This is a genomic window from Stenotrophomonas sp. TWI809, assembly GCF_039673205.1.
Lineage (GTDB): Bacteria > Pseudomonadota > Gammaproteobacteria > Xanthomonadales > Xanthomonadaceae > Stenotrophomonas.
The window spans coordinates 191,966-211,178 of the sequence record NZ_JBDJLE010000005.1; the positions used below are offsets into that span (position 1 = coordinate 191,966).

General features: G+C 65.4%; 23 protein-coding genes and 2 tRNA genes. 10 read left to right on the forward strand and 15 right to left on the reverse strand.

What is annotated here, in order from left to right; all coding sequences use genetic code 11:
* Positions 1 to 87: 87 nt before the first annotated feature.
* Complete coding sequence (locus ABE472_RS06175) at positions 88 to 720, reverse strand: RNA pyrophosphohydrolase (protein ID WP_313211067.1); 633 nt, start codon at positions 718 to 720, stop codon at positions 88 to 90.
* A 121-nt stretch (positions 721 to 841) separates the two neighbouring features.
* On the opposite strand from ABE472_RS06175, the gene ABE472_RS06180 reads away from it, so the two are divergent.
* Positions 842 to 918, forward strand: a tRNA-Met gene (locus tag ABE472_RS06180).
* Between the two features lie 49 nt (positions 919 to 967).
* Positions 968 to 1,042, forward strand: a tRNA-Gln gene (locus ABE472_RS06185).
* 449 nt (positions 1,043 to 1,491) lie between these two features.
* Here ABE472_RS06185 and rpsI read toward each other — a convergent pair.
* Together rpsI and rplM are read right to left on the reverse strand one after the other, a co-directional pair.
* Entirely contained in the window at positions 1,492 to 1,884 is a 393-nt protein-coding gene (gene rpsI / locus ABE472_RS06190; RefSeq protein WP_017354549.1) for a 30S ribosomal protein S9, read from the reverse strand.
* Between the two features lie 2 nt (positions 1,885 to 1,886).
* Entirely contained in the window at positions 1,887 to 2,315 is a 429-nt protein-coding gene (rplM, locus tag ABE472_RS06195) for a 50S ribosomal protein L13 (protein ID WP_017354548.1), read from the reverse strand.
* A 181-nt stretch (positions 2,316 to 2,496) separates the two neighbouring features.
* On the opposite strand from rplM, the gene coq7 reads away from it, so the two are divergent.
* The gene (gene coq7 / locus ABE472_RS06200) at positions 2,497 to 3,141 is read left to right on the forward strand and encodes a 2-polyprenyl-3-methyl-6-methoxy-1,4-benzoquinone monooxygenase (protein ID WP_313211066.1); all 645 of its coding nucleotides are present in this window, start codon (positions 2,497 to 2,499) and stop codon (positions 3,139 to 3,141) included.
* Between the two features lie 146 nt (positions 3,142 to 3,287).
* On the opposite strand, the gene sugE is transcribed toward coq7, so the two are convergent.
* Together sugE and speD are read right to left on the reverse strand one after the other, a co-directional pair.
* Complete coding sequence (gene sugE / locus ABE472_RS06205) at positions 3,288 to 3,605, reverse strand: quaternary ammonium compound efflux SMR transporter SugE (RefSeq protein WP_070472306.1); 318 nt, start codon at positions 3,603 to 3,605, stop codon at positions 3,288 to 3,290.
* Positions 3,606 to 3,774: 169 nt separating this feature from the next.
* Positions 3,775 to 4,569: an adenosylmethionine decarboxylase gene (gene speD / locus ABE472_RS06210; RefSeq protein WP_019185315.1), complete on the reverse strand. Its 795-nt coding sequence runs from the start codon at positions 4,567 to 4,569 to the stop codon at positions 3,775 to 3,777.
* 170 nt (positions 4,570 to 4,739) lie between these two features.
* Here speD and crp point away from each other — a divergent pair, with 170 nt between their 5' ends.
* Entirely contained in the window at positions 4,740 to 5,405 is a 666-nt protein-coding gene (gene crp / locus ABE472_RS06215; RefSeq protein WP_088433580.1) for a cAMP-activated global transcriptional regulator CRP, read from the forward strand.
* Positions 5,406 to 5,593: 188 nt separating this feature from the next.
* On the forward strand, positions 5,594 to 6,355 hold the full coding sequence (locus tag ABE472_RS06220) for a sulfite exporter TauE/SafE family protein (protein ID WP_313219437.1): 762 nt from the start codon (positions 5,594 to 5,596) through the stop codon (positions 6,353 to 6,355).
* A 39-nt stretch (positions 6,356 to 6,394) separates the two neighbouring features.
* Here the strand turns inward: ABE472_RS06220 and ABE472_RS06225 are convergent, their stop codons facing one another.
* From ABE472_RS06225 to ABE472_RS06250, 6 genes are all read right to left on the reverse strand, one after another.
* On the reverse strand, positions 6,395 to 7,111 hold the full coding sequence (locus tag ABE472_RS06225; RefSeq protein ID WP_259258839.1) for a haloacid dehalogenase-like hydrolase: 717 nt from the start codon (positions 7,109 to 7,111) through the stop codon (positions 6,395 to 6,397).
* Positions 7,108 to 7,902: an indole-3-glycerol phosphate synthase TrpC gene (gene trpC / locus ABE472_RS06230; protein WP_346465888.1), complete on the reverse strand. Its 795-nt coding sequence runs from the start codon at positions 7,900 to 7,902 to the stop codon at positions 7,108 to 7,110. Before trpC ends, ABE472_RS06225 begins: the two co-directional genes overlap by 4 nt.
* A gap of 63 nt (positions 7,903 to 7,965) precedes the next feature.
* Positions 7,966 to 9,003, reverse strand: a complete 1,038-nt coding sequence (gene trpD, locus ABE472_RS06235) for an anthranilate phosphoribosyltransferase (RefSeq protein WP_313219435.1) — start codon at positions 9,001 to 9,003, stop codon at positions 7,966 to 7,968.
* A gap of 32 nt (positions 9,004 to 9,035) precedes the next feature.
* Complete coding sequence (locus tag ABE472_RS06240) at positions 9,036 to 9,614, reverse strand: aminodeoxychorismate/anthranilate synthase component II (RefSeq protein WP_070472319.1); 579 nt, start codon at positions 9,612 to 9,614, stop codon at positions 9,036 to 9,038.
* Between the two features lie 75 nt (positions 9,615 to 9,689).
* Positions 9,690 to 11,165 (reverse strand): anthranilate synthase component I, encoded by a 1,476-nt coding sequence (gene trpE / locus ABE472_RS06245; protein WP_313211061.1) that lies wholly within the window; start codon positions 11,163 to 11,165, stop codon positions 9,690 to 9,692.
* A 213-nt stretch (positions 11,166 to 11,378) separates the two neighbouring features.
* Positions 11,379 to 12,503, reverse strand: a complete 1,125-nt coding sequence (locus tag ABE472_RS06250; RefSeq protein WP_313211060.1) for a hypothetical protein — start codon at positions 12,501 to 12,503, stop codon at positions 11,379 to 11,381.
* A 28-nt stretch (positions 12,504 to 12,531) separates the two neighbouring features.
* Here ABE472_RS06250 and ABE472_RS06255 point away from each other — a divergent pair, with 28 nt between their 5' ends.
* From ABE472_RS06255 to ABE472_RS06265, 3 genes are read left to right on the forward strand one after another with little or no spacing between them, the layout of a single operon-like run.
* Entirely contained in the window at positions 12,532 to 13,431 is a 900-nt protein-coding gene (locus tag ABE472_RS06255) for a DUF4852 domain-containing protein (protein WP_346465889.1), read from the forward strand.
* Positions 13,432 to 13,460: 29 nt separating this feature from the next.
* The gene (locus ABE472_RS06260; RefSeq protein WP_346464434.1) at positions 13,461 to 13,802 is read left to right on the forward strand and encodes a hypothetical protein; all 342 of its coding nucleotides are present in this window, start codon (positions 13,461 to 13,463) and stop codon (positions 13,800 to 13,802) included.
* Positions 13,803 to 13,812: 10 nt separating this feature from the next.
* Positions 13,813 to 14,529, forward strand: coding sequence for a hypothetical protein (locus ABE472_RS06265; protein WP_313211057.1), 717 nt, complete (start codon positions 13,813 to 13,815; stop codon positions 14,527 to 14,529).
* 56 nt (positions 14,530 to 14,585) lie between these two features.
* Here ABE472_RS06265 and yegS read toward each other — a convergent pair whose 3' ends face one another.
* The 4 genes from yegS to ABE472_RS06285 all read right to left on the reverse strand — a co-directional run bounded on the left by yegS (position 14,586) and on the right by ABE472_RS06285 (position 17,334).
* Positions 14,586 to 15,518, reverse strand: a complete 933-nt coding sequence (gene yegS, locus ABE472_RS06270; protein ID WP_346465890.1) for a lipid kinase YegS — start codon at positions 15,516 to 15,518, stop codon at positions 14,586 to 14,588.
* Positions 15,519 to 15,789: 271 nt separating this feature from the next.
* A complete protein-coding gene (locus ABE472_RS06275; RefSeq protein WP_313211079.1) occupies positions 15,790 to 16,272 on the reverse strand; it encodes a GNAT family N-acetyltransferase in 483 nt (160 codons plus the stop codon).
* A gap of 12 nt (positions 16,273 to 16,284) precedes the next feature.
* Positions 16,285 to 16,962 carry a ribulose-phosphate 3-epimerase gene (gene rpe, locus ABE472_RS06280; RefSeq protein WP_070426117.1) on the reverse strand — a complete coding sequence of 226 codons (678 nt, stop codon included), beginning with the start codon at positions 16,960 to 16,962 and terminating at the stop codon, positions 16,285 to 16,287.
* Positions 16,963 to 17,004: 42 nt separating this feature from the next.
* Positions 17,005 to 17,334: a DnaJ domain-containing protein gene (locus ABE472_RS06285; RefSeq protein ID WP_123730837.1), complete on the reverse strand. Its 330-nt coding sequence runs from the start codon at positions 17,332 to 17,334 to the stop codon at positions 17,005 to 17,007.
* A gap of 143 nt (positions 17,335 to 17,477) precedes the next feature.
* Between ABE472_RS06285 and ABE472_RS06290 the strand changes: the two genes are divergently transcribed.
* Together ABE472_RS06290 and ABE472_RS06295 are read left to right on the forward strand one after the other, a co-directional pair.
* The gene (locus ABE472_RS06290; protein WP_019185298.1) at positions 17,478 to 18,404 is read left to right on the forward strand and encodes a phosphoribosylaminoimidazolesuccinocarboxamide synthase; all 927 of its coding nucleotides are present in this window, start codon (positions 17,478 to 17,480) and stop codon (positions 18,402 to 18,404) included.
* Positions 18,405 to 18,583: 179 nt separating this feature from the next.
* Positions 18,584 to 19,066 carry an Mpo1-like protein gene (locus tag ABE472_RS06295; protein ID WP_121040632.1) on the forward strand — a complete coding sequence of 161 codons (483 nt, stop codon included), beginning with the start codon at positions 18,584 to 18,586 and terminating at the stop codon, positions 19,064 to 19,066.
* The last annotated feature ends 147 nt before the right edge of the window (positions 19,067 to 19,213 follow it).

Below are 19,213 nucleotides of genomic sequence, written 5' to 3' on the forward strand. Positions count from 1 at the left end.
GCCTGCTGCTATTCCAATCGAAATGCGAATGGTTGTCAATTTCGAACCTGAATCATTCTCGATACGGGTCAGAGCCGCCAGCAGCGCTCAGACGGCGCCCGGCTCGCCCTTGGCCTTGCTGCGCGGCCAGTAGCCACCACCCCGCTTGGGCGTGGTGCGCTTGCGCGGCCGATCGTGACCGGCGGCATTGCCAGGCATCCAGGCTTCCTGCGCGGACTTGGGCATGGTTTCCACCCCCGGCCCGGCCACCCCCCGTGCCAGCGGCGCCAGATGGCGCAGCGCACGCGCATAGACGCCCCGCTTGAACATCACCACATGTTCGACCGGGTACCAGAAATCGACCCAACGCCACTGGTCGAACTCGGGGCTGTCGGTATGGTCCAGGGTGACGTGGGATTCGTCCCCGGCCAGCCGGAGCAGGAACCACACCTGCTTCTGGCCGATACAGACCTGCCGTTCATTGCGGCGGATGGCCCGTGCCGGCAGCCGATAGCGAAGCCAACCCGGCGTCGCCCCGAGCACTTCAACGTGCTCCGGCAACAACCCGGTTTCTTCCTGCAACTCGCGATACATGGCTTCGACAGGCGTCTCGTCGGTGTTCATGCCGCCCTGCGGGAACTGCCAGCCATCCCGGCGCACACGTCGTGCCCAGAAAACCTGCCCATCCTGCCGCATCAGCACAATACCGACGTTCGGTCGATAGCCGTCCGGATCGATCACGATGCGGACTCCTAGAAAAATCTACTGATCGGGACTGTGCCACGCCCGCTGCCCACTCACAAGCGCGGTGAAAAAGTGTTGACAGATTCCGAATACATCTCCAGAATTACCGGCTCCCTGAGGCTATGTAGCTCAGCCGGTTAGAGCACAGCACTCATAATGCTGGGGTCGGTGGTTCGAGTCCACCCATAGCCACCAAGTTCGCTTGGTTTTTCAGGGAAAAAGTGCAATAATTGCACGCACATTTTGCCCCGTCGCCAAGCGGTAAGGCACCTGACTCTGACTCAGGCATTCGGTGGTTCGAATCCATCCGGGGCAGCCAAACAAAACAAAAGGCCTGATCGAAAGATCAGGCCTTTTGTTTTGTTTGGGCGGCTGACTGGGCGCATGGCGCCCAGTGCCCCAACCTTGCGGAGCAAGGTTGGGGCCAGCCTTCTTTGCCTCCACATCCCCGCGCCTGACGGCGCGCCCCCTTGCACTCCAAGGGGGCTGTTTCACCAGAAAGAGGGTGGACGGCCGACACCCTGCCCATGCCGGGCCACGAAAGCAGCCGACCAGCGGTCGACACTACCGCCACCGCCGCCCCTATGAAACAGCGGCGAGCGCAGCAGTGCCGCCGGAAGCGTCGCCATCCCTCGCTGCATCCACCTGACGACCAAGCGATCTGCGGGGACGAAACCCACCCCCGGAAACGACAAAAGCCCGGCCGAAGCCGGGCTTTTGCGTACCCCCCAGCGGGATCCCGAAGGATCCCACGCCAGGCGCGATGGATCAGCGCTTGGAGAACTGGGTGGCGCGACGTGCCTTGTGCAGGCCGACCTTCTTACGCTCGACTTCACGGGCGTCACGGGTCATGAAGCCAGCCTTGCGCAGCTCGGACTTCAGGGTTTCGTCGTACTCGACCAGCGCACGGGCGATGCCCAGACGGATCGCACCGGCCTGACCGGTGGTACCACCGCCAGCGGCGGTGACCATGATGTCGAAGCTTTCGGTGTTCTTGGTCAGTTCCAGCGGCTGACGCACGATCATGCGTGCAGTCTCACGGCCAAAGAACTCGTCCAGCGGACGGCCATTGACGGTGATGTTGCCGGCGCCCTTGCGCAGGAACACGCGGGCGGTGGAGGACTTGCGGCGGCCGGTGCCGTAGTTTTGCGTGATAGCCATGATTAGATATCCAGAACCTGAGGCTGCTGAGCGGCGTGCGGGTGCTCGGAACCCGAGTACACCTTGAGCTTGCGGTACATGGCGCGGCCCAGCGGGCCCTTCGGCAGCATGCCCTTGACGGCGGTCTCGATGACACGCTCCGGGTGGCGCTCAAGCGCCTGGGCCAGAGTTTCGGTCTTCAGGTTGCCGATGTAGCCAGTGAAACGGTGATACAGCTTGTCCTGCAGCTTGTTGCCGGTGACGGCAATCTTTTCTGCATTGATGACAACCAGGTAATCACCGGTATCAACGTGAGGGGTGTAAACCGGCTTGTGCTTGCCGCGCAGACGGCGGGCCAGCTCGGTGGACAGACGGCCCAGCGTCTTGCCGGATGCGTCGACGAGATACCAGTCGCGCTGGACGGTCTCGGACTTTGCAGTGAAAGTGCTCATGAAAGAACTCTAGTAGGTCGGGCTCATTACGGCGCAGTACGGCCGGAACTCTGCCACGCGTTGTGAAGAGGCGGGAGTGTACTGGCCATCCCCGCCACATGCAAGTTGACCCTGATCCCGGCTTGGCACACCGGCCCCGGGGGGCGAGAATCGACAGTCCCCCGCCGCGACACTTCCTGCCATGACCGCGCTCCGCCAGATCACGCCGCTCGACCACCTGCTGACCGAAGCCCAGCGGGCGCTGGATACCGTGTTCGGCAATCCGCCGGCCAGCCGCCCCTACCCCGCCGAGGACACCCCGGACGTGCAGATGGCCGCGCCCGAGCGCCGCCACGCCGCCGGTCTCATGCGCATCAACCATGTCGGTGAGGTCTGCGCCCAGGGCCTGTACTTCGGCCAGGCCGCAGTCGCCCGTGAGCCGGAAACCCGCGCCCACCTGCTCGACGCCGCCCAGGAAGAAACCGACCACCTGGCCTGGTGTGCCCAGCGCCTGCGCGAACTGGACAGCCGTCCCAGCCTGTTCAATCCGATCTGGTATGCCGGCAGCTACACCATCGGCACCCTGGCGGGCCTGCGCGGGGATGGCTGGAACCTGGGCTTCGTGGTCGAAACCGAACGCCAGGTGGAAGCGCATCTGGACGAACACCTGGATACCCTGCCCCCGGCCGACCTGCGCAGCCGCGAGGTGATCAAGGTGATGAAGATCGACGAAGCCCGCCACGCCGACCATGCCGAGCATGCCGGCGCGCGCAGGCTGCCCGCCCCGATCCCGTCGGTGATGGCGCTGGCCTCCAAGGTCATGAAGACCATCGCGTACCGCCTTTAAGCCTCCACCGCGCCGCGTGCATCGGGTGAAAAGCCCCCCTGAGTCAGGGGGGCGCCGCGAAGCGGCGGGGGTATGGGTGTTCAGTGAGCCGGGGGCCCACGGTTCGCACAGCGAACCGTGGGAGCGCCAGCGCGAATGCGAGGGCGTTACCCCGAGACCAGCTTCAGGCCGATCACCCCGGCCACGATCAACGCGATGCAGGCCAGCCGCGACGGCGAGGCGCTGTCGCCGAACAGGAAGATGCCCAGCATCGCCACGCCCAATGCGCCGATCCCGGTCCAGATCGCGTACGCCGTGCCGACCGGAATGGATTTCATCGCCTGGCTCATCAGGTACAGGCTGACCAGGGCGGCCGCGACGGTGGCCAGCGTCGGAAGGGGCTTGCTGAAGCCTTCGGAGTACTTCATTCCGATGGCGAAGCCGATTTCGAACAGACCGGCGACGAGAAGATAGATCCAGGGCATGGGGGATTCCTTGGGTTAACAAAAGCAAAACGGCCCGGTGTTTTCACACCGGACCGTCGTCGGTAGCTACCGTGGAACCGGGTTTTGCGCAAACACCGGTTCCACAGGGCGGGCCGTCCCGCCTGAACGAGGTTGCCCGGGCCAGGCCCGGACAACATCGCGAAGTGCCTTACTCGGCCAGATTGCGCCCATGGAACAGCTCTTCGATCTCACGACGCAGCAGCGCCTCGATCTTCATGCGTTCCTTGAACGAGAGGTTCTTGGCCTTCTCTTCGAACAGGTACTGGTCCAGATCGAAATCCTTCAGGTGCATCTTCGTGTGGAAGATATTTTCCTGATAGACATTGACGTCGAACATCTCGTAACGCGACTTGATGTTCTTGGCCAGGAAGTTCTGGATCGAGTTGATCTTGTGATCGATGTAGTGCTTCTTGCCCTTCACGTCACGAGTGAAGCCACGCACGCGGTAATCCATGATCACGATGTCCGATTCCAGACTCTCGATCAGGTAGTTCAGCGCTTTCAACGGGGAAATCACGCCACAGGTGGCCACATCGATGTCCGCGCGGAACGTGGCGATGCCCTCCTGCGGATGGGTTTCCGGGTAGGTATGGACGGTGATGTGGCTCTTGTCCATGTGCGCGACCACAGCGTCGGAGATCAGCTCCTTGCCGGCCTGCTTCTTGTCGATCACCGGCTCTTCCGAGATCAGGATCGTCACCGAGGCACCCTGGGGGTCGTAGTCCTGGCGGGCCACGTTCAGGATGTTCGCGCCGATGATCTCGGCAACGTCGGTCAGGATCTGAGTCAGCCTATCGGCGTTGTACTCTTCATCAATATATTCGATGTAACGCTGACGCTCCTCTTCGGTGCGGGCGTAACAGACGTCATAGATGTTGAAGCTCAACGCCTTGGTGAGGTTGTTGAAACCCTGCAACCTCAGGCGAGGCAACGGCTTGACCACGGCGGTCGATCCTGTGTGTGGTGGGAAAGAAGTAATTATGGGGCAAAGTGATCGGGGGCGAAACTTGCATTGAAACGAGTACCTGTGCTCGGTTTGCCCTTAACAATTCGGATCGTTAAGCTCCCGGCACATAGCCGTGAATTCTTCATGAGCAATCGGAGCGCCTCAACGTGTCAACTGTGCGCCTTGCCACAAGTCCATTGGCCCTGGATATCGCAACAATCGATCGCTTCCTGGCCCACAGCCACCGCCGCCGTTACCCCGCCCGTACCGACGTGTTCCGACCTGGCGATCCGGCCGGCACGCTCTACTACGTGATCAGTGGATCAGTCTCAATAATGGCTGAGGAAGATGACGATCGTGAGCTGGTGCTGGGCTACTTCGGCTCGGGAGAGTTCGTCGGTGAGATGGGGCTGTTCGTCGAATCGGACCGGCGCGAGGTGATCCTCCGCACCCGCACCCCGTGCGAACTGGCCGAGATCAGCTACGAGCGCCTCCATCAGCTGTTCCTGGGCCCGCTCTCGGCCGATGCGCCGCGCCTGCTCTACTCGATCGGCCAGCAGCTCTCCAAGCGCCTGCTCGATACCAGCAGGAAGGCCAGCCGCCTGGCGTTCCTGGATGTGACCGACCGCATCGTGCGGACCCTGCACGATCTGTCCCGCGAGCCGGAGGCGATGAGCCACCCGCAGGGCACCCAGCTGCGCGTCTCGCGCCAGGAACTGGCCCGTCTGGTCGGCTGCTCGCGTGAAATGGCCGGCCGCGTGCTGAAGAAGCTGCAGACCGACGGGCAACTGCATGCCCGCGGCAAGACCGTGGTCCTGTACGGCACCCGCTGACCCCGCGCGGTAGAGCCGACCGTTGGTCGGCTATCCGGCCGGCTATCCGGCCAGCTATCCGGTCAGCTATCCGTTCGGCTATCCGGCACGCGATTGGACACGCCACCCGGCCTCCCCCGGGCCCTGACTACCCCGGGTCGCCGGCCAGCGGTCGGCACTACCTGCCCATTTGCCGCTAGGCTGTTCGCATGGAACTTGGCAGTGAATTCTATTGGTTCATCCTGATCGGCCTCGGCGCACAGCTGGTCGACGGCGCGCTGGGCATGGCGTTCGGGCTGGTGTCTTCCTCGGTCCTGCTCAGCATGGGCCTGCCGCCCGCCGCGGTCAGCGCCAGCATCCATACCGCGGAGGTGTTCACCACCGGGGCGTCCGGGGTCTCGCACCTGGTCGCGGGCAATGTGGACCGTCGGCTGTTCCTGCGCCTGGCCCTGCCTGGCGCCGTCGGTGGGGTGGTCGGCGCCTACGTGCTGACCCAGCTGCCCGGCGACGTGATCCGCCCCTTCATCTATATGTATCTGCTGGTGCTGGCGATCTTCATCCTGCTGCGCGCGGCCGGCCGGATGCTGCCGGCCCAGGAAGTGAAGCGCGTCCCGCTGCTGGGCTTCGTCGCCGGCCTGCTGGATGCCAGTGGCGGTGGCGGCTGGGGCCCGGTGGCGACGTCCACCCTGCTCGCACGCGGTGGCAAGGCCCGCACCACCATCGGGACGGTCAATGCCGCCGAGTTCGTGGTGACCCTGGCGGTGTCGATCACCTTCCTGCTGACCATGGGCGTTCAGTACCTGAACATCGTGGCCGGCCTGTTGATCGGCGGCATGATGGCCGCGCCGGTGGCCGCGATTCTGGTCAAAAAGGTCAAGGAACGCTGGGTGCTGGTGGCCGTCGGCGTGCTGGTGCTGGGCATCAGCCTGTTCCAGATCGGCCATGCCATCGTGCAGTGGCGCGCAGGCTGAGCCGGACGCGACACCGTTTCAGGGATTTTCAGCGGTGAATCAGACCGGATCGCCGGCCCGATCCACGCAGCCCCAGTTGAGCACGGGGGTGCCCGGCGGCAGCACCTGGCGGAAATAGTCCACCCGGGACGCCTTCGGATTGACCACCACCGGCGCCGCCGCGGCCAGCAGCAGCGGCAGGTCGGCGCTGCTGTCGGAGTAGGCGACGTCGATCTCGCCGTAGCCGCGCTCGCGCAGCATCCGCATCTTTTCTTCGTTGTGGCAGTGGCGGGTGGCGATGACCGCGCCCAAGAACGGCCCGACCTCACTGCCGATCACCGGCACGCCCTGGTGCGCCACGAAGGCCAGGATCGCGCGGGCCAGTTCCGGCGGTGCACCGGTAGCGACCACGACGCGGTCGCCAGCGGCGCGGTGACGCGCGAACACCTCCAGCGCCACGGGCAGCAGGCGGCGGCGGATATCGGCTTCGTGCTTGAGGACGTAGCGATCGATCACCTTGTTGAACTCGCGCGCCCGGTGCAGGCCAAACGTGGCGATCCACACATAGCCGGAGATGCCGCGGCGGCGGGTGGGCAGGAATGCCACCAGCGGGCCGAGCAGCGGCGTGGCAATCAGGGCGGCCAGCAGCCGCAGCGGGTTGCGCTTGATCAGCCAGGCGAACAGATGGCTGCCGGAATCGCCGTCATACAGGGTGTGATCGAAATCGAAGACCACCAGCGGGGCGTCGTCGCGCGGCGTTGGGTAGATCGCTGTCATGCGCTGAAGAATAGCTGACGCAGGCCCTCGCCGGGCTCTTCCACGCGCATGAAGGCCTCACCGACCAGGAACGCGTTGACCCCGGCCTGGCGCATCACGGTGACATCGGCCGTGCCGAGGATGCCGCTTTCGGTGACCAGCAGGCGGTCGCGCGGCACGGCCTGGCGCATGTCCAGCGTGGTCTGCAGCGACACCTCGAAGGTACGCAGGTTGCGGTTGTTGATGCCGATCAGCGGCACCGGCACCTGGATGGCGCGCTCGAGCTCGTCGATGTCGTGCACTTCCACCAGCACGTCCATGCCCAGCTGCATGGCCAGGTCGGACAGCTCGGCCAGCTGGCGGTCGTCCAGGGCGGCCACGATCAGCAGGATGCAGTCCGCGCCGAGCACACGCGCTTCATACACCTGGTAGGCATCGATCACGAAGTCCTTGCGCAGCACCGGCAGCGTGCAGGCGTCGCGGGCCTGTTGCAGGTAGGCATCACTGCCCTGGAAGAAATCCACGTCGGTCAGCACCGACAGGCAGCTGGCCCCGCCGAATTCGTAGCTCACCGCGATATCAGCCGGATGGAAGTCCGGGCGGATAACGCCCTTGGAGGGGCTGGCCTTCTTGATTTCGGCGATCACGGCCGGGTTGCCCGCGGTGATCGAGGCGCGCAGCGCATCCGCGAAGCCACGCACGGGCGGAGCCTGCTCCACGCGCGCGATCAGTGCGTCAAGCGGCACCTGGGCCCGGCGTGCGGCGACTTCTTCGGCCTTGCGGGCCAGGATGGTATCGAGGATGTCGCTCATGTCATTGGGGTCCTGGAGGCCGGCCATTATCGACCAGCCCCGCTGAATTCGGAAAACGCGGGCTCAGACGGCCCCGCGGATGCGGCGGGTGGCGGCGACGTACTGCTCCATCCGCGAGCGCGCACTGCCATCGGCCAGCACCGCACGGGCACGGGCCAGACCATCGGCGATGCTGTCGGCGACACCGGCCACGTACAGCGCGGCGCCGGCATTGAGCGCCACGATGTCGAGCGCCGGGCCGGGCTGGTTGTCGAGCACGCCACGCAGCATCGCGATGGATTCTTCCGGACCGCCGACCTTGAGGTTGCGGCTGGCCGACATCGCGATACCGAAATCTTCCGGATGGATCTCGTACTCGCGCACCTTGCCGTCGCGCAGTTCGCCCACCAGTGTCCCGGCGCCGAGCGAGATCTCATCCATGTTGTCGCGGCCCCACACCACCAGCGCGCGCTCGGCCCCGAGTTCGCGCAGCACGCGCGCCTGGATGCCGACCAGATCCGAATGGAACACGCCCATCAACACGTTGGTCGCACCGACCGGATTGGTCAGCGGGCCGAGGATGTTGAAGATCGTCCGCACGCCCATCTCGCGTCGCACCGGTGCGACGACCTTCATCGCCGGGTGGTGCATCGGCGCGAACATGAAGCCGATGCCGGTCTCGGTGATCGCGCGCGCGACCTCCTCCGGCTGCAGATCGATGATCGCGCCCAGCGCCTCGACTGCATCGGCACTGCCGGACTTGGAGGAAACACTGCGGTTGCCATGCTTGGCCACCTTGGCCCCGGCCGCAGACACCACGAACATCGCGCAGGTGGAAATGTTGAAGGTGTGCGAACCATCCCCACCGGTGCCGACGATATCCACCAGATGCGTCTTGTCCTCCACCGGTACCGCGAGGGCGAGCTCGCGCATCACGGTGGCGGCACCGGCGATTTCGCCGATGGTTTCCTTCTTGACCCGCAGGCCGGTCAGGATCGCGGCGGTCATCACCGGCGACACGTCACCGCGCATGATCTGCCGCATCAGGTCGACCATTTCGTCGAAGAAGATCTCGCGGTGCTCGATGGTGCGCTGCAGGGCTTCCTGGGGGGAGAAGGTCATGCGGGGTCCTTTGTGGTGCAGGTGCGGCGCGCTCAGCGCTGCAGGAAATTCTTCAGCAGGGCGTGGCCATGCTCGGTGAGGATCGACTCGGGGTGGAACTGCACGCCCTCGACCGGATGTTCGCGATGGCGCAGGCCCATGATCTCTTCGATCGAGCCGTCCTCGTTCTCGGTCCAGGCGGTCATTTCCAGGCAGGCCGGCAGCGTGGTCTTGTCGACCACCAGCGAGTGGTAGCGCGTGGCCTGGTAGCGGTCCGGCAGGCCGGCGAACACGCCCTTGCCTTCATGCCGGATCGGCGAGGTCTTGCCGTGCATGATGTTGGTGGCGCGGATGACGTCACCGCCATACACCTGGCCGATGCTCTGGTGGCCCAGGCACACGCCCAGGATCGGCGTGGTCGGGCCGAGCCGGCGGATCAGCTCCAGCGACACGCCCGCTTCGTTCGGCGTGCACGGGCCGGGCGAAATCACGATGCGCTCGGGCGCGAGCGCGGCGATTTCATCGACGCTCAACGCGTCGTTGCGCACCACCTTGACCTCGGCGCCCAGCGTCTGCAGGTACTGCACGAGGTTGTAGGTGAAGCTGTCGTAGTTGTCGAGCATCAACAACATGGTCAGGGTCCGTCTTGAATGGGGAAGTGGCGTGCACGCAACCGTGCACGTGTCAGGCCGTTCGGCAGCAGTGCGTTACAGGCCCTTGGCCGCCTGCGCGACCGCACGGAACAGCGCGCGGCCCTTGTTCATCGTCTCGTCCCATTCCTTGCCGGGGTCGGAGTCGTACACGATGCCGGCGCCGGCCTGCACGTGCAGGCGACCGTCCTTGATCACCGCGGTGCGGATCGCGATCGCGGTATCGGCATCGCCATGCCAGCCGATGTAGCCGATGCTGCCGGCGTAGACGTTGCGCTTGATCGGCTCCAGCTCGCGGATCACTTCCAGCGCGCGGATCTTCGGCGCGCCGCTGACGGTGCCGGCCGGGAACGTCGCACGCAGCACGTCGGCATAGCTCAGGCCCGGCTGCAGCTGCCCGGTGACCTCGCTGACGATGTGCATGACATGGCTGTAGCGCTCGATCACGAACTGCTCGCCCACTTCCACCGTGCCGGCCTTGGACACGCGGCCGGCATCATTGCGGCCGAGATCGATCAGCATCAGATGCTCGGCACGTTCCTTGGGATCGGCCAGCAGTTCCACTTCCAGTGCGTTGTCTTCCTCCACCGTCGCGCCGCGCGGGCGGGTGCCGGCGATCGGACGCACGGTGACTTCCCCGTCCTGCAGCCGCACCAGGATTTCCGGCGAGGAGCCGACCACCTGCACGTCGCCGGTATCGAGGAAATACATGTACGGCGAGGGATTGAGCGCACGCAGCGCGCGGTACACATCCACCGGGCGCGCCTTGAACGGCACGCTCAGGCGCTGGCTCAGCACCACCTGGAAGATGTCGCCGGCGCGGATGTATTCCTTGGATTTGTCGACCGCGGCAATGAAGCCTTCGCGGGTGAAGCCGGAGACGAAATCGTTCTCGTCCAGCACGTCGCGCGTGATCGGCGCGGGGTAGCCGGCGCCGGGGGCGCGCAATGTGGCGACCAGCGCATCCAGCTTGGCCTGGGCGTGGTCCCACGCCCCGGGCTGACCCGGGTCGGCGTGCACGATCAGGTACAGGCGGCCCTTGAGATTGTCGAATACCGCCAGTTCTTCGGAGTGCAGCAGCAGAATGTCCGGCGTGCCCAACTCATCGCGGCCACGCGGCGGGGCCAGGCGCGGTTCGATATAACCGATGCACTCAAAGCCAAACCAGCCGACCAGGCCGCCGGTGAAACCCGGCAGACCGGCCAGTTTCGGCACCGAGTGGGCGCTGCGCAGCGCCTCGACCTCGGTGAACGGGTCGGCGACCTCGCGGGTTTCCACCACGGTGCCGGACTCGCTGATGGTCAGGGTATGGCCGTGGAAGGCATATACCCGGCGTGCCGGCAGGCCGATGATGGAATAGCGCCCGAAGCGTTCGCCGCCCTCGACCGATTCAAACAGATAGGTATGCGGGCCGTCGGCGAGCTTCAGATAGACCGACAGCGGCGTGTCCAGGTCGGACAGCACTTCACGGACGACGGGGATGCGGGTGTGGCCTTCAGCGGCCTGCTGCTGGAACTGCTCGAGCGTAATCAAGACGACTTTCCTTCCGGGAAACGGCGGTGGCGGGACGGACGACGGCAACAGGCCACCATCGCCACCAACGGCGAGCGGAAGAAAGGGTATGCGGGGTCGTCAGAATGGACACCCGGCGACTGTACCGCAGCCCGGCGCGGGGGGGAACCCCGTCCCGCGCCGCAGGCAGGCACGCCAGCCCCCGACGCGGCGCCCGCACTGGCGCCTCCAGCGTCAGTACAGGGGCATCGGCCGCTCGGCGGCCAACATACCGTTCAGGGTATCCAGCATCCTGACGAGGTCCACCTGCCGATGCAGACGGGTCTTCTCGAAAATGCTCTGCAGGCGGGTCCGCGCGCTTCCGACACCGATGCCGCAGATCGTGGCGGCGGCCGACAGCTCGCCTTGGTGATGCAGCGCCACGGCCAGGGTGGCTTCGGCCGGGGTCAGGCCGAAAAGCTCGCGCAGGGTGGTGGACAGCCCGGCAGACGAACGGCGCACGAGCGTGTTGACCGTCATGACAAAGCGGGCGGTACCGGTGCCGGGGATGTACTTTCCGTAAGGCCTGAGCGACGCGAAGCCTGCCAGTAGCCCATCGACATCATGCAGGGCGACGATATCCTCCCCGGGGTCCTGCGCCGGACCGCCCCGCAGCGCCAGGCGCCGGACCAGGGCATTCCAGCCTGCACGCGAGGCCGGATGTACCGGCTCCAATGCCGCCTTGCGGCGCACACGCAGGACACGACCCAGCAGCATCTCCTCCCCCCCGGCATTCACCGACACCGGCCGCAGGTTCTCATCGAGAAGCAACAGGGCCAACGTCCCTGCCTGGCGCCACGCGTCCTGCAGTGACTGGCGCAACTCGAAGGCGTTGACGAAGTGCGGTGCCAACGCTTCGCAGAGTGCCACCTCACGTGCATCGAAATCGCCCCGCCGCTCGGTTCCCACGAAGGTCAACATGGTGACCTGATCCGGCTTGCGCGAGGCACATAGCGCCACCGAGCGCAGCGTGTCGATCTGGCGCAGGAAATCCAGGTAATACCGCGTTCCGCGCATCTCCTCCAGCGTGGCCACCCGGTCGCTGACGATGACACTGCCAGCCCGCATCGTAGGCGCGGCCCGGTTGAACCAGAGGTTGTCCACCGAATACAGCGTGTCTTCGTTGAAGCGCTCCACCGTACGCGGGTCCGCCATCGCACCGGCCGCAACCAGCGCCACGTGACGCCCACCCTGCACGTCCCGCAGGGTCACGCTGCCCGAGTGGCAACCAACCGCGCGCCCGAGCCGTTCAACGAATGACTGCATCCGCTCGGGATCGGTGACCCCGGCGTACAGCTCCTCCATAAGCTCCGCTTTCACAACCACCTCCTGTGTTGTTCGTCAAGTCATGTTCACGACCTGCGTCGCTGCGCCTCTGGACGCAGATTTGCCGCCATCCCATCACCACGTCAAGGACGCCATGGCCCTCTCCGCACTGCAATCACTTTCCACCGCACTCACCCTGTCCCTGCTGCTTGTCGCCTGCAACGGCAAAGACGATGCAGCACCCCCGAGCGCCGATAACGACAGCAACACCCCTGCGGCCGAGGGTCAGGCAAGCGCAGATAAAACGGCACGCACCCCGCTTCCCCAAGCCGACCTGGCCAAGCCGCTGACTGAGTATCGCAAGTTGGATAGCGGCCAACAGGTGATGTTTCTTTATGCCGCCACGTCCAAGCTGCCGACGGATTTCGACACGATGGCCAGCCTCGCCTCGCAGGAATACCGCGGCACGGCCGATACCTTCCGCCGCAAGGACCTGATGGTGGCGCTTCGCCCGCAGCTCGAACAGGGCATCGCAGACGCGGGCCGCTCGCCGTATTTCTGGAGCGAACTGGAGGATGCCGACCTGCAGGCCTATGACTTCGAGCGGAAGGGCTTCCCGGTCGGCGAATTCAACGGCGGCAAGTATCGCTACTTCATGGACATTCCGGAGTACACCTACACCTGGGGCAACTCTGCGCAGGTTCAGCTCGCCCCGGTCGCTGACGAAGCGGTTGCCCGCGAGCTTGAAGGGCTTCGTAGCCGATGGAACAGCAAACCCCGGCTGCGGACCTACTTCTTCGTCCAGTCTGTGGATCTGAACCAGCGACGCCTCAATGCGTACGTCACGCACGTCCAGCTTCTGGACCGCAGCGGACGCGTCCTGGCGTCCTACTCGCCCGATCCGGCGGTGGCAGCGCAGCCAGCGGAAGAGGATCCGTGCGTTTCGCCGGAGGACTGCGCACGGCGTGCTTTGGGCAGCTGATCGTTTCGGAATCCACAGGGGAATCATCCATGAATCAACTCAATGAAAGCGACGTCCAGAACGCGCTGCAGCAGCGCCTCGTGCGCGAGGAAGCCGGGCGTCGCGCAACCGAAGGCCTGATGCGCACGGCCAGGACGCTGCGATGGATCGGCTGGGTCTGCGCTCTGGTGCCGATCATCGGCATCGTCGGGGTGGTGCTGTTCCTGCTCAGCACGATCCTGTGTTTCGCCTATGCGCAAAGCAAGGGGAACCCCGATGGCATCAAGCAGTTGTTGATCACCTTGGCCAGCCTGTTCGCTGCGGGCATCGTCTGGGTGCTGGTCAATCTCACCGTGCTCGGCCTGTTTGGCGCAGCCATGTCCATGCATTGAGGATCTGCACATGAACGGAATCACCTTGAAGCAGTCGCTGCTGTCGGCCGCTGCCGCGGCAGCATTGCTGGCCGGTCAGGCCGTGCCTGCCCACGCACAATCCGCCGACGCGCTCCGTCGTGAGAACGCACAGCTGCGTGCCCAGCTGGAAGCGTTGAACCAACGCTGCGGCGTGCCGGCGCCCGACGACACCGGCGCACTGGAGCGATTTGGCGATATCGAAGCGCGTCTGGATTCGATCCGGGCGGGTGAGCGGGGACGCGGCACCATGCAGGTCACGGTAACCATGACGTTGCGCAACGTGTCATCGCAGCCAATGGTATTGAACTACGAACACGGCAGCTTCAACGCGACCGACAGCAATGGCTATGGCTATCGCCTTTTTGGCGGCCAGGGCAAGCACAACGTAAAAGGCATCCCTATCGCCTCCGGCAACCAGGTCGACCCAAGCTTCACCTTGTTGCCGGGTCGATCAAGCCCGGTGACGTTCATCGCGCAGAGAGTCATGAGCGAAGGGCAGACGGTGGGTAACCGCTTTGACATCAGCTCCTCCTTCGGCCAGTACCAGGACCTGGGCCAGGGACGACTGCGACGGATGCAGACATTCCCCGTTTCCTTCAAGGATCGCTCAGTCACGTCGGGCGGCATCGCGACGGGTCTCGGCGGGCGCACCGATCAGACGGTTGAGAACGCGGCCGGCAGGTTGTTGGATCGCCTGTTGAAGTGAGCCGGGCCCGGCAGGCGCCACCACGCGCCAGCCGTATGCAGAACGGCCGCTGCGACTCAGGCTCTGGACAGCAGCGGGCTGTCCAGCGCCACATGCAGGTTCACCCGCCCCGGCACGCAGTCGATGCGGAAGTGCCGGGCCTGGACCGGCTCGCCATCCAGATTGAGCGTCAGCGGCACCTCGGCCTCGATCTCCACCCACGGCGCCTGCACACGTTCGGCCACCTGCTCCAGCGCGCCGCGCTTGCCGCCCTTGACCAACGCGGCAAAGGTCGAGGCGACCTCCCCGCTCAGCTCGGGGATCACCGTGATATCGAGCAGACCGTCATCAATCAGAGCCTCCGGGCACAGTACCTGCCCGCCGCCGGCCTGGCGGCCGTTGCCGATGCCCAGCGCGATGAAACCACCGGCCCACTCGAACCCCGGCGCCCGGACCCGCGCCTGGATCGGATCGATCCGGCCCAGCCGCGATACCCCGGTGACCAGGTAGGCCAGGCCGCCGAGCACTTTCTTCAAGCCCTCATCGGTCTCCACCGTGACCTCGGTGCCGAAGCCGCCACTGGCCACGTTCGCGCACCACCACACTTTGCCATCGGCATCGATGCGCAGCAGATCGACCGGGCGTGTGGACGCCTGCGCGATCAGCTCCAGCGCCGCCAGCGGTTCATTGGGAATCTCCGCCGCGGTGGCGAAATCGTTGGCCGTGCCCAGCGGCAGCAGCCCCAGCGAGGGCAATGCATCGGCGGCCTCTTCCCGGTGCGCCAGTGTCTCGGCCACCTCACTGAGGGTGCCATCACCGCCGGCCGCAATGATTGTATCGACCCCATGCGCGATCGCCTCGGCCACATAGCGCTCGGCGTCGCCCGATTCCCAGGTCACCCGTACCTCCAGCTGCACGCCGCGCTCACGCAGCGCCGCGACCGCCTCGCGCACATCCTCATTGCCGGTGGCCTTGCCGTTGAGGATCAAACGCCAATGGGGACGGCTCATGCGGTACTTCCAGGGAGTGGGGAAGCGAAGGCTAGCAGCGGACGGCGTGGCCGCCGGTGAACGTCATCAAAGCGTCACCGATCCCCCGGAGAATGGAAGGCCATAGCAAGGAAGATGGATGGAGGCAGGATCAGCCTCCCGCTATTCCCAGGGCCGCATCAGCAATGGTGCGGTCTTTTTTTTGACCCGCCAGAAGCGCAGCCGACCAACGGTCGGCACTACCGGGCTGGGTTGGCTGCGGCAGCCGACCAACGGTCGGCTCTACGGGTGCTCAGCCTTCGGCGAAGGTCCGCAACGCCTCGCCTTCCATCCGGTACACCGTCCACTCGCTTTGCGGCTTCGCACCGGCGGCCTGGTAGAACTGGATCGCCGGTGCATTCCAGTCCAGCACAGACCACTCGAACCGGCCGCAGCCTTCGGCCACCGCGATCCGTGCGATGTGCTGCAGCAGCGCCTTGCCGGCACCGCTGCCGCGGCGCTCCGGGCTGACGTACAGATCTTCCAGGTAGATCCCGTTGCGGCCCAGCCACGTCGAGTAGTTGTAGAAATACACCGCATACCCGATCGCCACGCCATCGGCTTCGCAGATCAGCGCATGCGCCTTCGCCGCCGGTCCGAACAGGCTCGCGCGGATGCCCGCTTCGTCGGTCTGCACCGACGACTCGGCCTTCTCGTAGATCGCCAACTCGCGGATGAAACGCAGGATCAGCGCCGCATCCTCGGCGGTGGCCACGCGGATGGTCACGGCAGCCACCGGTTCCATGGCTCAGCCCCGCGCCGCGGCGACGTTGCCGCGCATCTGCGCGATGATGTCCTGGTAGCTGGTCTTCGCATTGAAGATCGCCGAGCCGGCCACGAAGGCATCGGCACCGGCGGCGGCGATCGCCCCGATGTTGTCGGCCTTCACCCCACCGTCGATCTCCAGGCGGATGTCCTTGCCACTGGCATCGATCTTCTTGCGGATCGCGCGCACCTTGTCCAGCGCCGACGGAATGAACGCCTGGCCGCCGAAACCCGGATTGACCGACATCACCAGCACCAGGTCCAGGTCATCGAGCACCCAGTCCAGGATGTCCACCGGCGTGGCCGGATTGAGCACCACGCCCGGCTTGCAGCCCAGCGAACGGATCAGCTGGATCGTGCGGTGCACGTGGCGGCTCGCCTCCGGATGGAAGCTGATGTAGGTCGCGCCGGCCTCGGCGAAATCCGGAATGATCCGGTCCACCGGCTCCACCATCAGATGCACGTCGATCGGTGCGGTCACACCGTGCTTGCGCAGCGCCTGGCAGACCAGCGGGCCGATGGTCAGATTCGGCACGTAATGGTTGTCCATCACATCGAAATGCACCCAGTCGGCGCCGGCCGCGAGCACGTTGTCCACTTCCTCACCCAGGCGGGCGAAATCGGCGGACAGGATGGAGGGGGCAATGATGCAGTTGGACATGGCCGGGGCCTTCGGGAGGTGGAAAGGGGGCGCCGCGCGGACTCAGCGCTTGCGCAGGGTCTTGATGCGGTCGTAGGCGGCATTGAGCTGGCGCGACTTGCGCTCGGCCTGCTGGCGCAGCTCCGGCGCCGCGCCGACCACCTTGTCCGGGTGGTACTGGGACATCAGCCGGCGGTAGGCCAGGTCGATCTCGGCATCGGTCGCCTCGGAGGTCAGCCCCAGCTCGCGGTAGGGGTTTTCCCTGTTCAGCCGGAACCAGTCGGCATCGAAGGCATGCCCCAGCAACAGCCCGACCACGGCACCGAACAGCGGATTGGGCCTGAACAACAAGGCGCCGGCGATGAATCCGAGCAGTTTTCCGTACCAGCGCATGGTGGTCTGGGCAGCCAAGGCGACAAAGGATCCTCATTTTACGTCACAGCGGGCCCAACCCGCTTTACACTAGGCCGCCCGCTGTCTGTGCGGGCCCTCCGGGTCCCCTGGACAGCTGTCATGACGAAGCCTCAGGAGTGCCCGTGCCGACCACGTTGTTGCAATCCGATCTCCCCGGCCTGCCCTTGCGCCATCGCGGCAAGGTGCGTGATGTTTTCGACATTCCGCGCGACCGGCTCCCCGCCGGCACTCCGCCGGGGGACTACCTGCTGATGGTCGCAACCGACCGTCTGTCAGCCTTCGACGTGGTGCTCCCCGATCCGATCCCCGGCAAGGGCGAGATGCTCTGCCAGGTCTCCAACTTCTGGTTCGCCAAGACCGCGCACCTGATGCCCAACCACCTGACCGGCATCGATGTCGCCAGTGTGCTGCCCGAGGGTGTCGATCCGGCCCTGTACGCCAAGCGCGCCGTGGTCACCCGCAAGCTCAAGCCGGTTCCGGTCGAGGCGATCGCCCGCGGCTACCTGATCGGCAGCGGCTGGAAGGACTACCAGCGCACCGGCAAGATCAGCGGCATCGAGCTGCCCGACGGCCTGCGCCAGGCCGAACAGCTGCCCGAACCGATCTTCACCCCCTCGACCAAGGCCGCCGTCGGCGACCACGACGAGAACATCGATTTCGATGCGATGGTGAAGGCGGTCGGTGCGGACCTGGCCGAGCGCGTGCGCGACGCCACCCTGCGCATCTATGCCTTCGCCGCCGATTACGCCCGCGAGCGCGGCATCATTCTGGCCGACACCAAGTTCGAGTTCGGTACCGATGCCGATGGCCGTCTGTACATCATGGACGAGATGCTGACCCCGGATTCCTCGCGCTACTGGCCGGCTGACGAGTACGAGGTGGGCACCAGCCCGCCGAGCTACGACAAGCAGTTCGTCCGCGATTACCTGGAAACGCTGGACTGGGGCAAGACCGCCCCGGGCCCGAGCATCCCGGCCGAGATCATCGAGCGCACCCGGGCCAAGTACGCCGAGGCGCTGCAGCGCCTGGCCGGTATCTCGGTCGACTGATTCGCCTGCGCCCCCGGCCGTGATGGCCGGGGGTCCCGGCCGTAGAGTCGACCGCTGGTCGACTGCCGCGGACGTTGGTGGCCTATCGCGTGCAGCACGAGGGGTATCGTCTGGGTGAGAGCAAGCCGACCAACGGTCGGCTCTACGGGCGGTATGCTCTGCAGATCCTGGGAGGGAACATGGCCACCACCACCGTCGCACGCCCGATCGACCGCTATTTCGCCAGTTATTCCGACGATCACCGCAATGCGCTGAACCAGCGCATCCACGTCGTGGCCGTCCCGGCGATCGCGTGGTCGGTGATTGCCCTGCTGTGGTGCCTGCCGCCGCTGATCACCTGGTTCCAGAACGGGATCTGGGCCGGCCTGGCGATGTTCGCCGCCTGGTGCTTCTATAACCGCCTCTCGCGCACGCTGGGCTACGGCATGCTGGCGTTCTTCTTCGTCAGCGGCTGCGTCTGCCGGCTGCTGGAAGCCGAGATCGGCCTGGTCAACCTGTTCTGGCTGGCCCTGGGGGTCTTCGCCGTGGCCTGGGTCGCGCAGTTCATCGGCCACAAGCATGAAGGCCGCAAGCCGAGCTTCCTGACCGATCTGGTCTACCTGCTGATCGGCCCGCTGTGGGTCCTGGCCAAGCTCTACCGCCGGATGGACTGGCGCTACTGACCGGTTTTTCCTGAACGAGCGAGGACGCTCACCGGCACTCCACGCCGGACCGTCCAGCATCGTCCGCAGTGGCCTTTCGAGCGACGGTCACCGTTCATCTTCGTGCACGCCCACGCGGTCCCGCAGCCCCTGTGACGACTGGTTCCC

Bases quoted from the DNA above. Each gene is read 5' to 3' on its own strand.
- rplM (WP_017354548.1), bottom strand. From the start codon at position 2,315: ATGAGCACTTTCACTGCAAAGTCCGAGACCGTCCAGCGCGACTGGTAT.
- ABE472_RS06295 (WP_121040632.1), top strand. From the start codon at position 18,584: ATGGCCACCACCACCGTCGCACGCCCGATCGACCGCTATTTCGCCAGT.
- rpe (WP_070426117.1), bottom strand. From the start codon at position 16,962: ATGTCCAACTGCATCATTGCCCCCTCCATCCTGTCCGCCGATTTCGCC.
- trpD (WP_313219435.1), bottom strand. From the start codon at position 9,003: ATGACCTTCTCCCCCCAGGAAGCCCTGCAGCGCACCATCGAGCACCGC.
- ABE472_RS06225 (WP_259258839.1), bottom strand. From the start codon at position 7,111: ATGACAGCGATCTACCCAACGCCGCGCGACGACGCCCCGCTGGTGGTC.
- trpC (WP_346465888.1), bottom strand. From the start codon at position 7,902: ATGAGCGACATCCTCGATACCATCCTGGCCCGCAAGGCCGAAGAAGTC.
- ABE472_RS06255 (WP_346465889.1), top strand. From the start codon at position 12,532: ATGTTCACGACCTGCGTCGCTGCGCCTCTGGACGCAGATTTGCCGCCA.
- ABE472_RS06265 (WP_313211057.1), top strand. From the start codon at position 13,813: ATGAACGGAATCACCTTGAAGCAGTCGCTGCTGTCGGCCGCTGCCGCG.
- ABE472_RS06285 (WP_123730837.1), bottom strand. From the start codon at position 17,334: ATGCGCTGGTACGGAAAACTGCTCGGATTCATCGCCGGCGCCTTGTTG.
- ABE472_RS06220 (WP_313219437.1), top strand. From the start codon at position 5,594: ATGGAACTTGGCAGTGAATTCTATTGGTTCATCCTGATCGGCCTCGGC.
- sugE (WP_070472306.1), bottom strand. From the start codon at position 3,605: ATGCCCTGGATCTATCTTCTCGTCGCCGGTCTGTTCGAAATCGGCTTC.
- ABE472_RS06260 (WP_346464434.1), top strand. From the start codon at position 13,461: ATGAATCAACTCAATGAAAGCGACGTCCAGAACGCGCTGCAGCAGCGC.
- yegS (WP_346465890.1), bottom strand. From the start codon at position 15,518: ATGAGCCGTCCCCATTGGCGTTTGATCCTCAACGGCAAGGCCACCGGC.
- ABE472_RS06240 (WP_070472319.1), bottom strand. From the start codon at position 9,614: ATGTTGTTGATGCTCGACAACTACGACAGCTTCACCTACAACCTCGTG.
- coq7 (WP_313211066.1), top strand. From the start codon at position 2,497: ATGACCGCGCTCCGCCAGATCACGCCGCTCGACCACCTGCTGACCGAA.
- rpsI (WP_017354549.1), bottom strand. From the start codon at position 1,884: ATGGCTATCACGCAAAACTACGGCACCGGCCGCCGCAAGTCCTCCACC.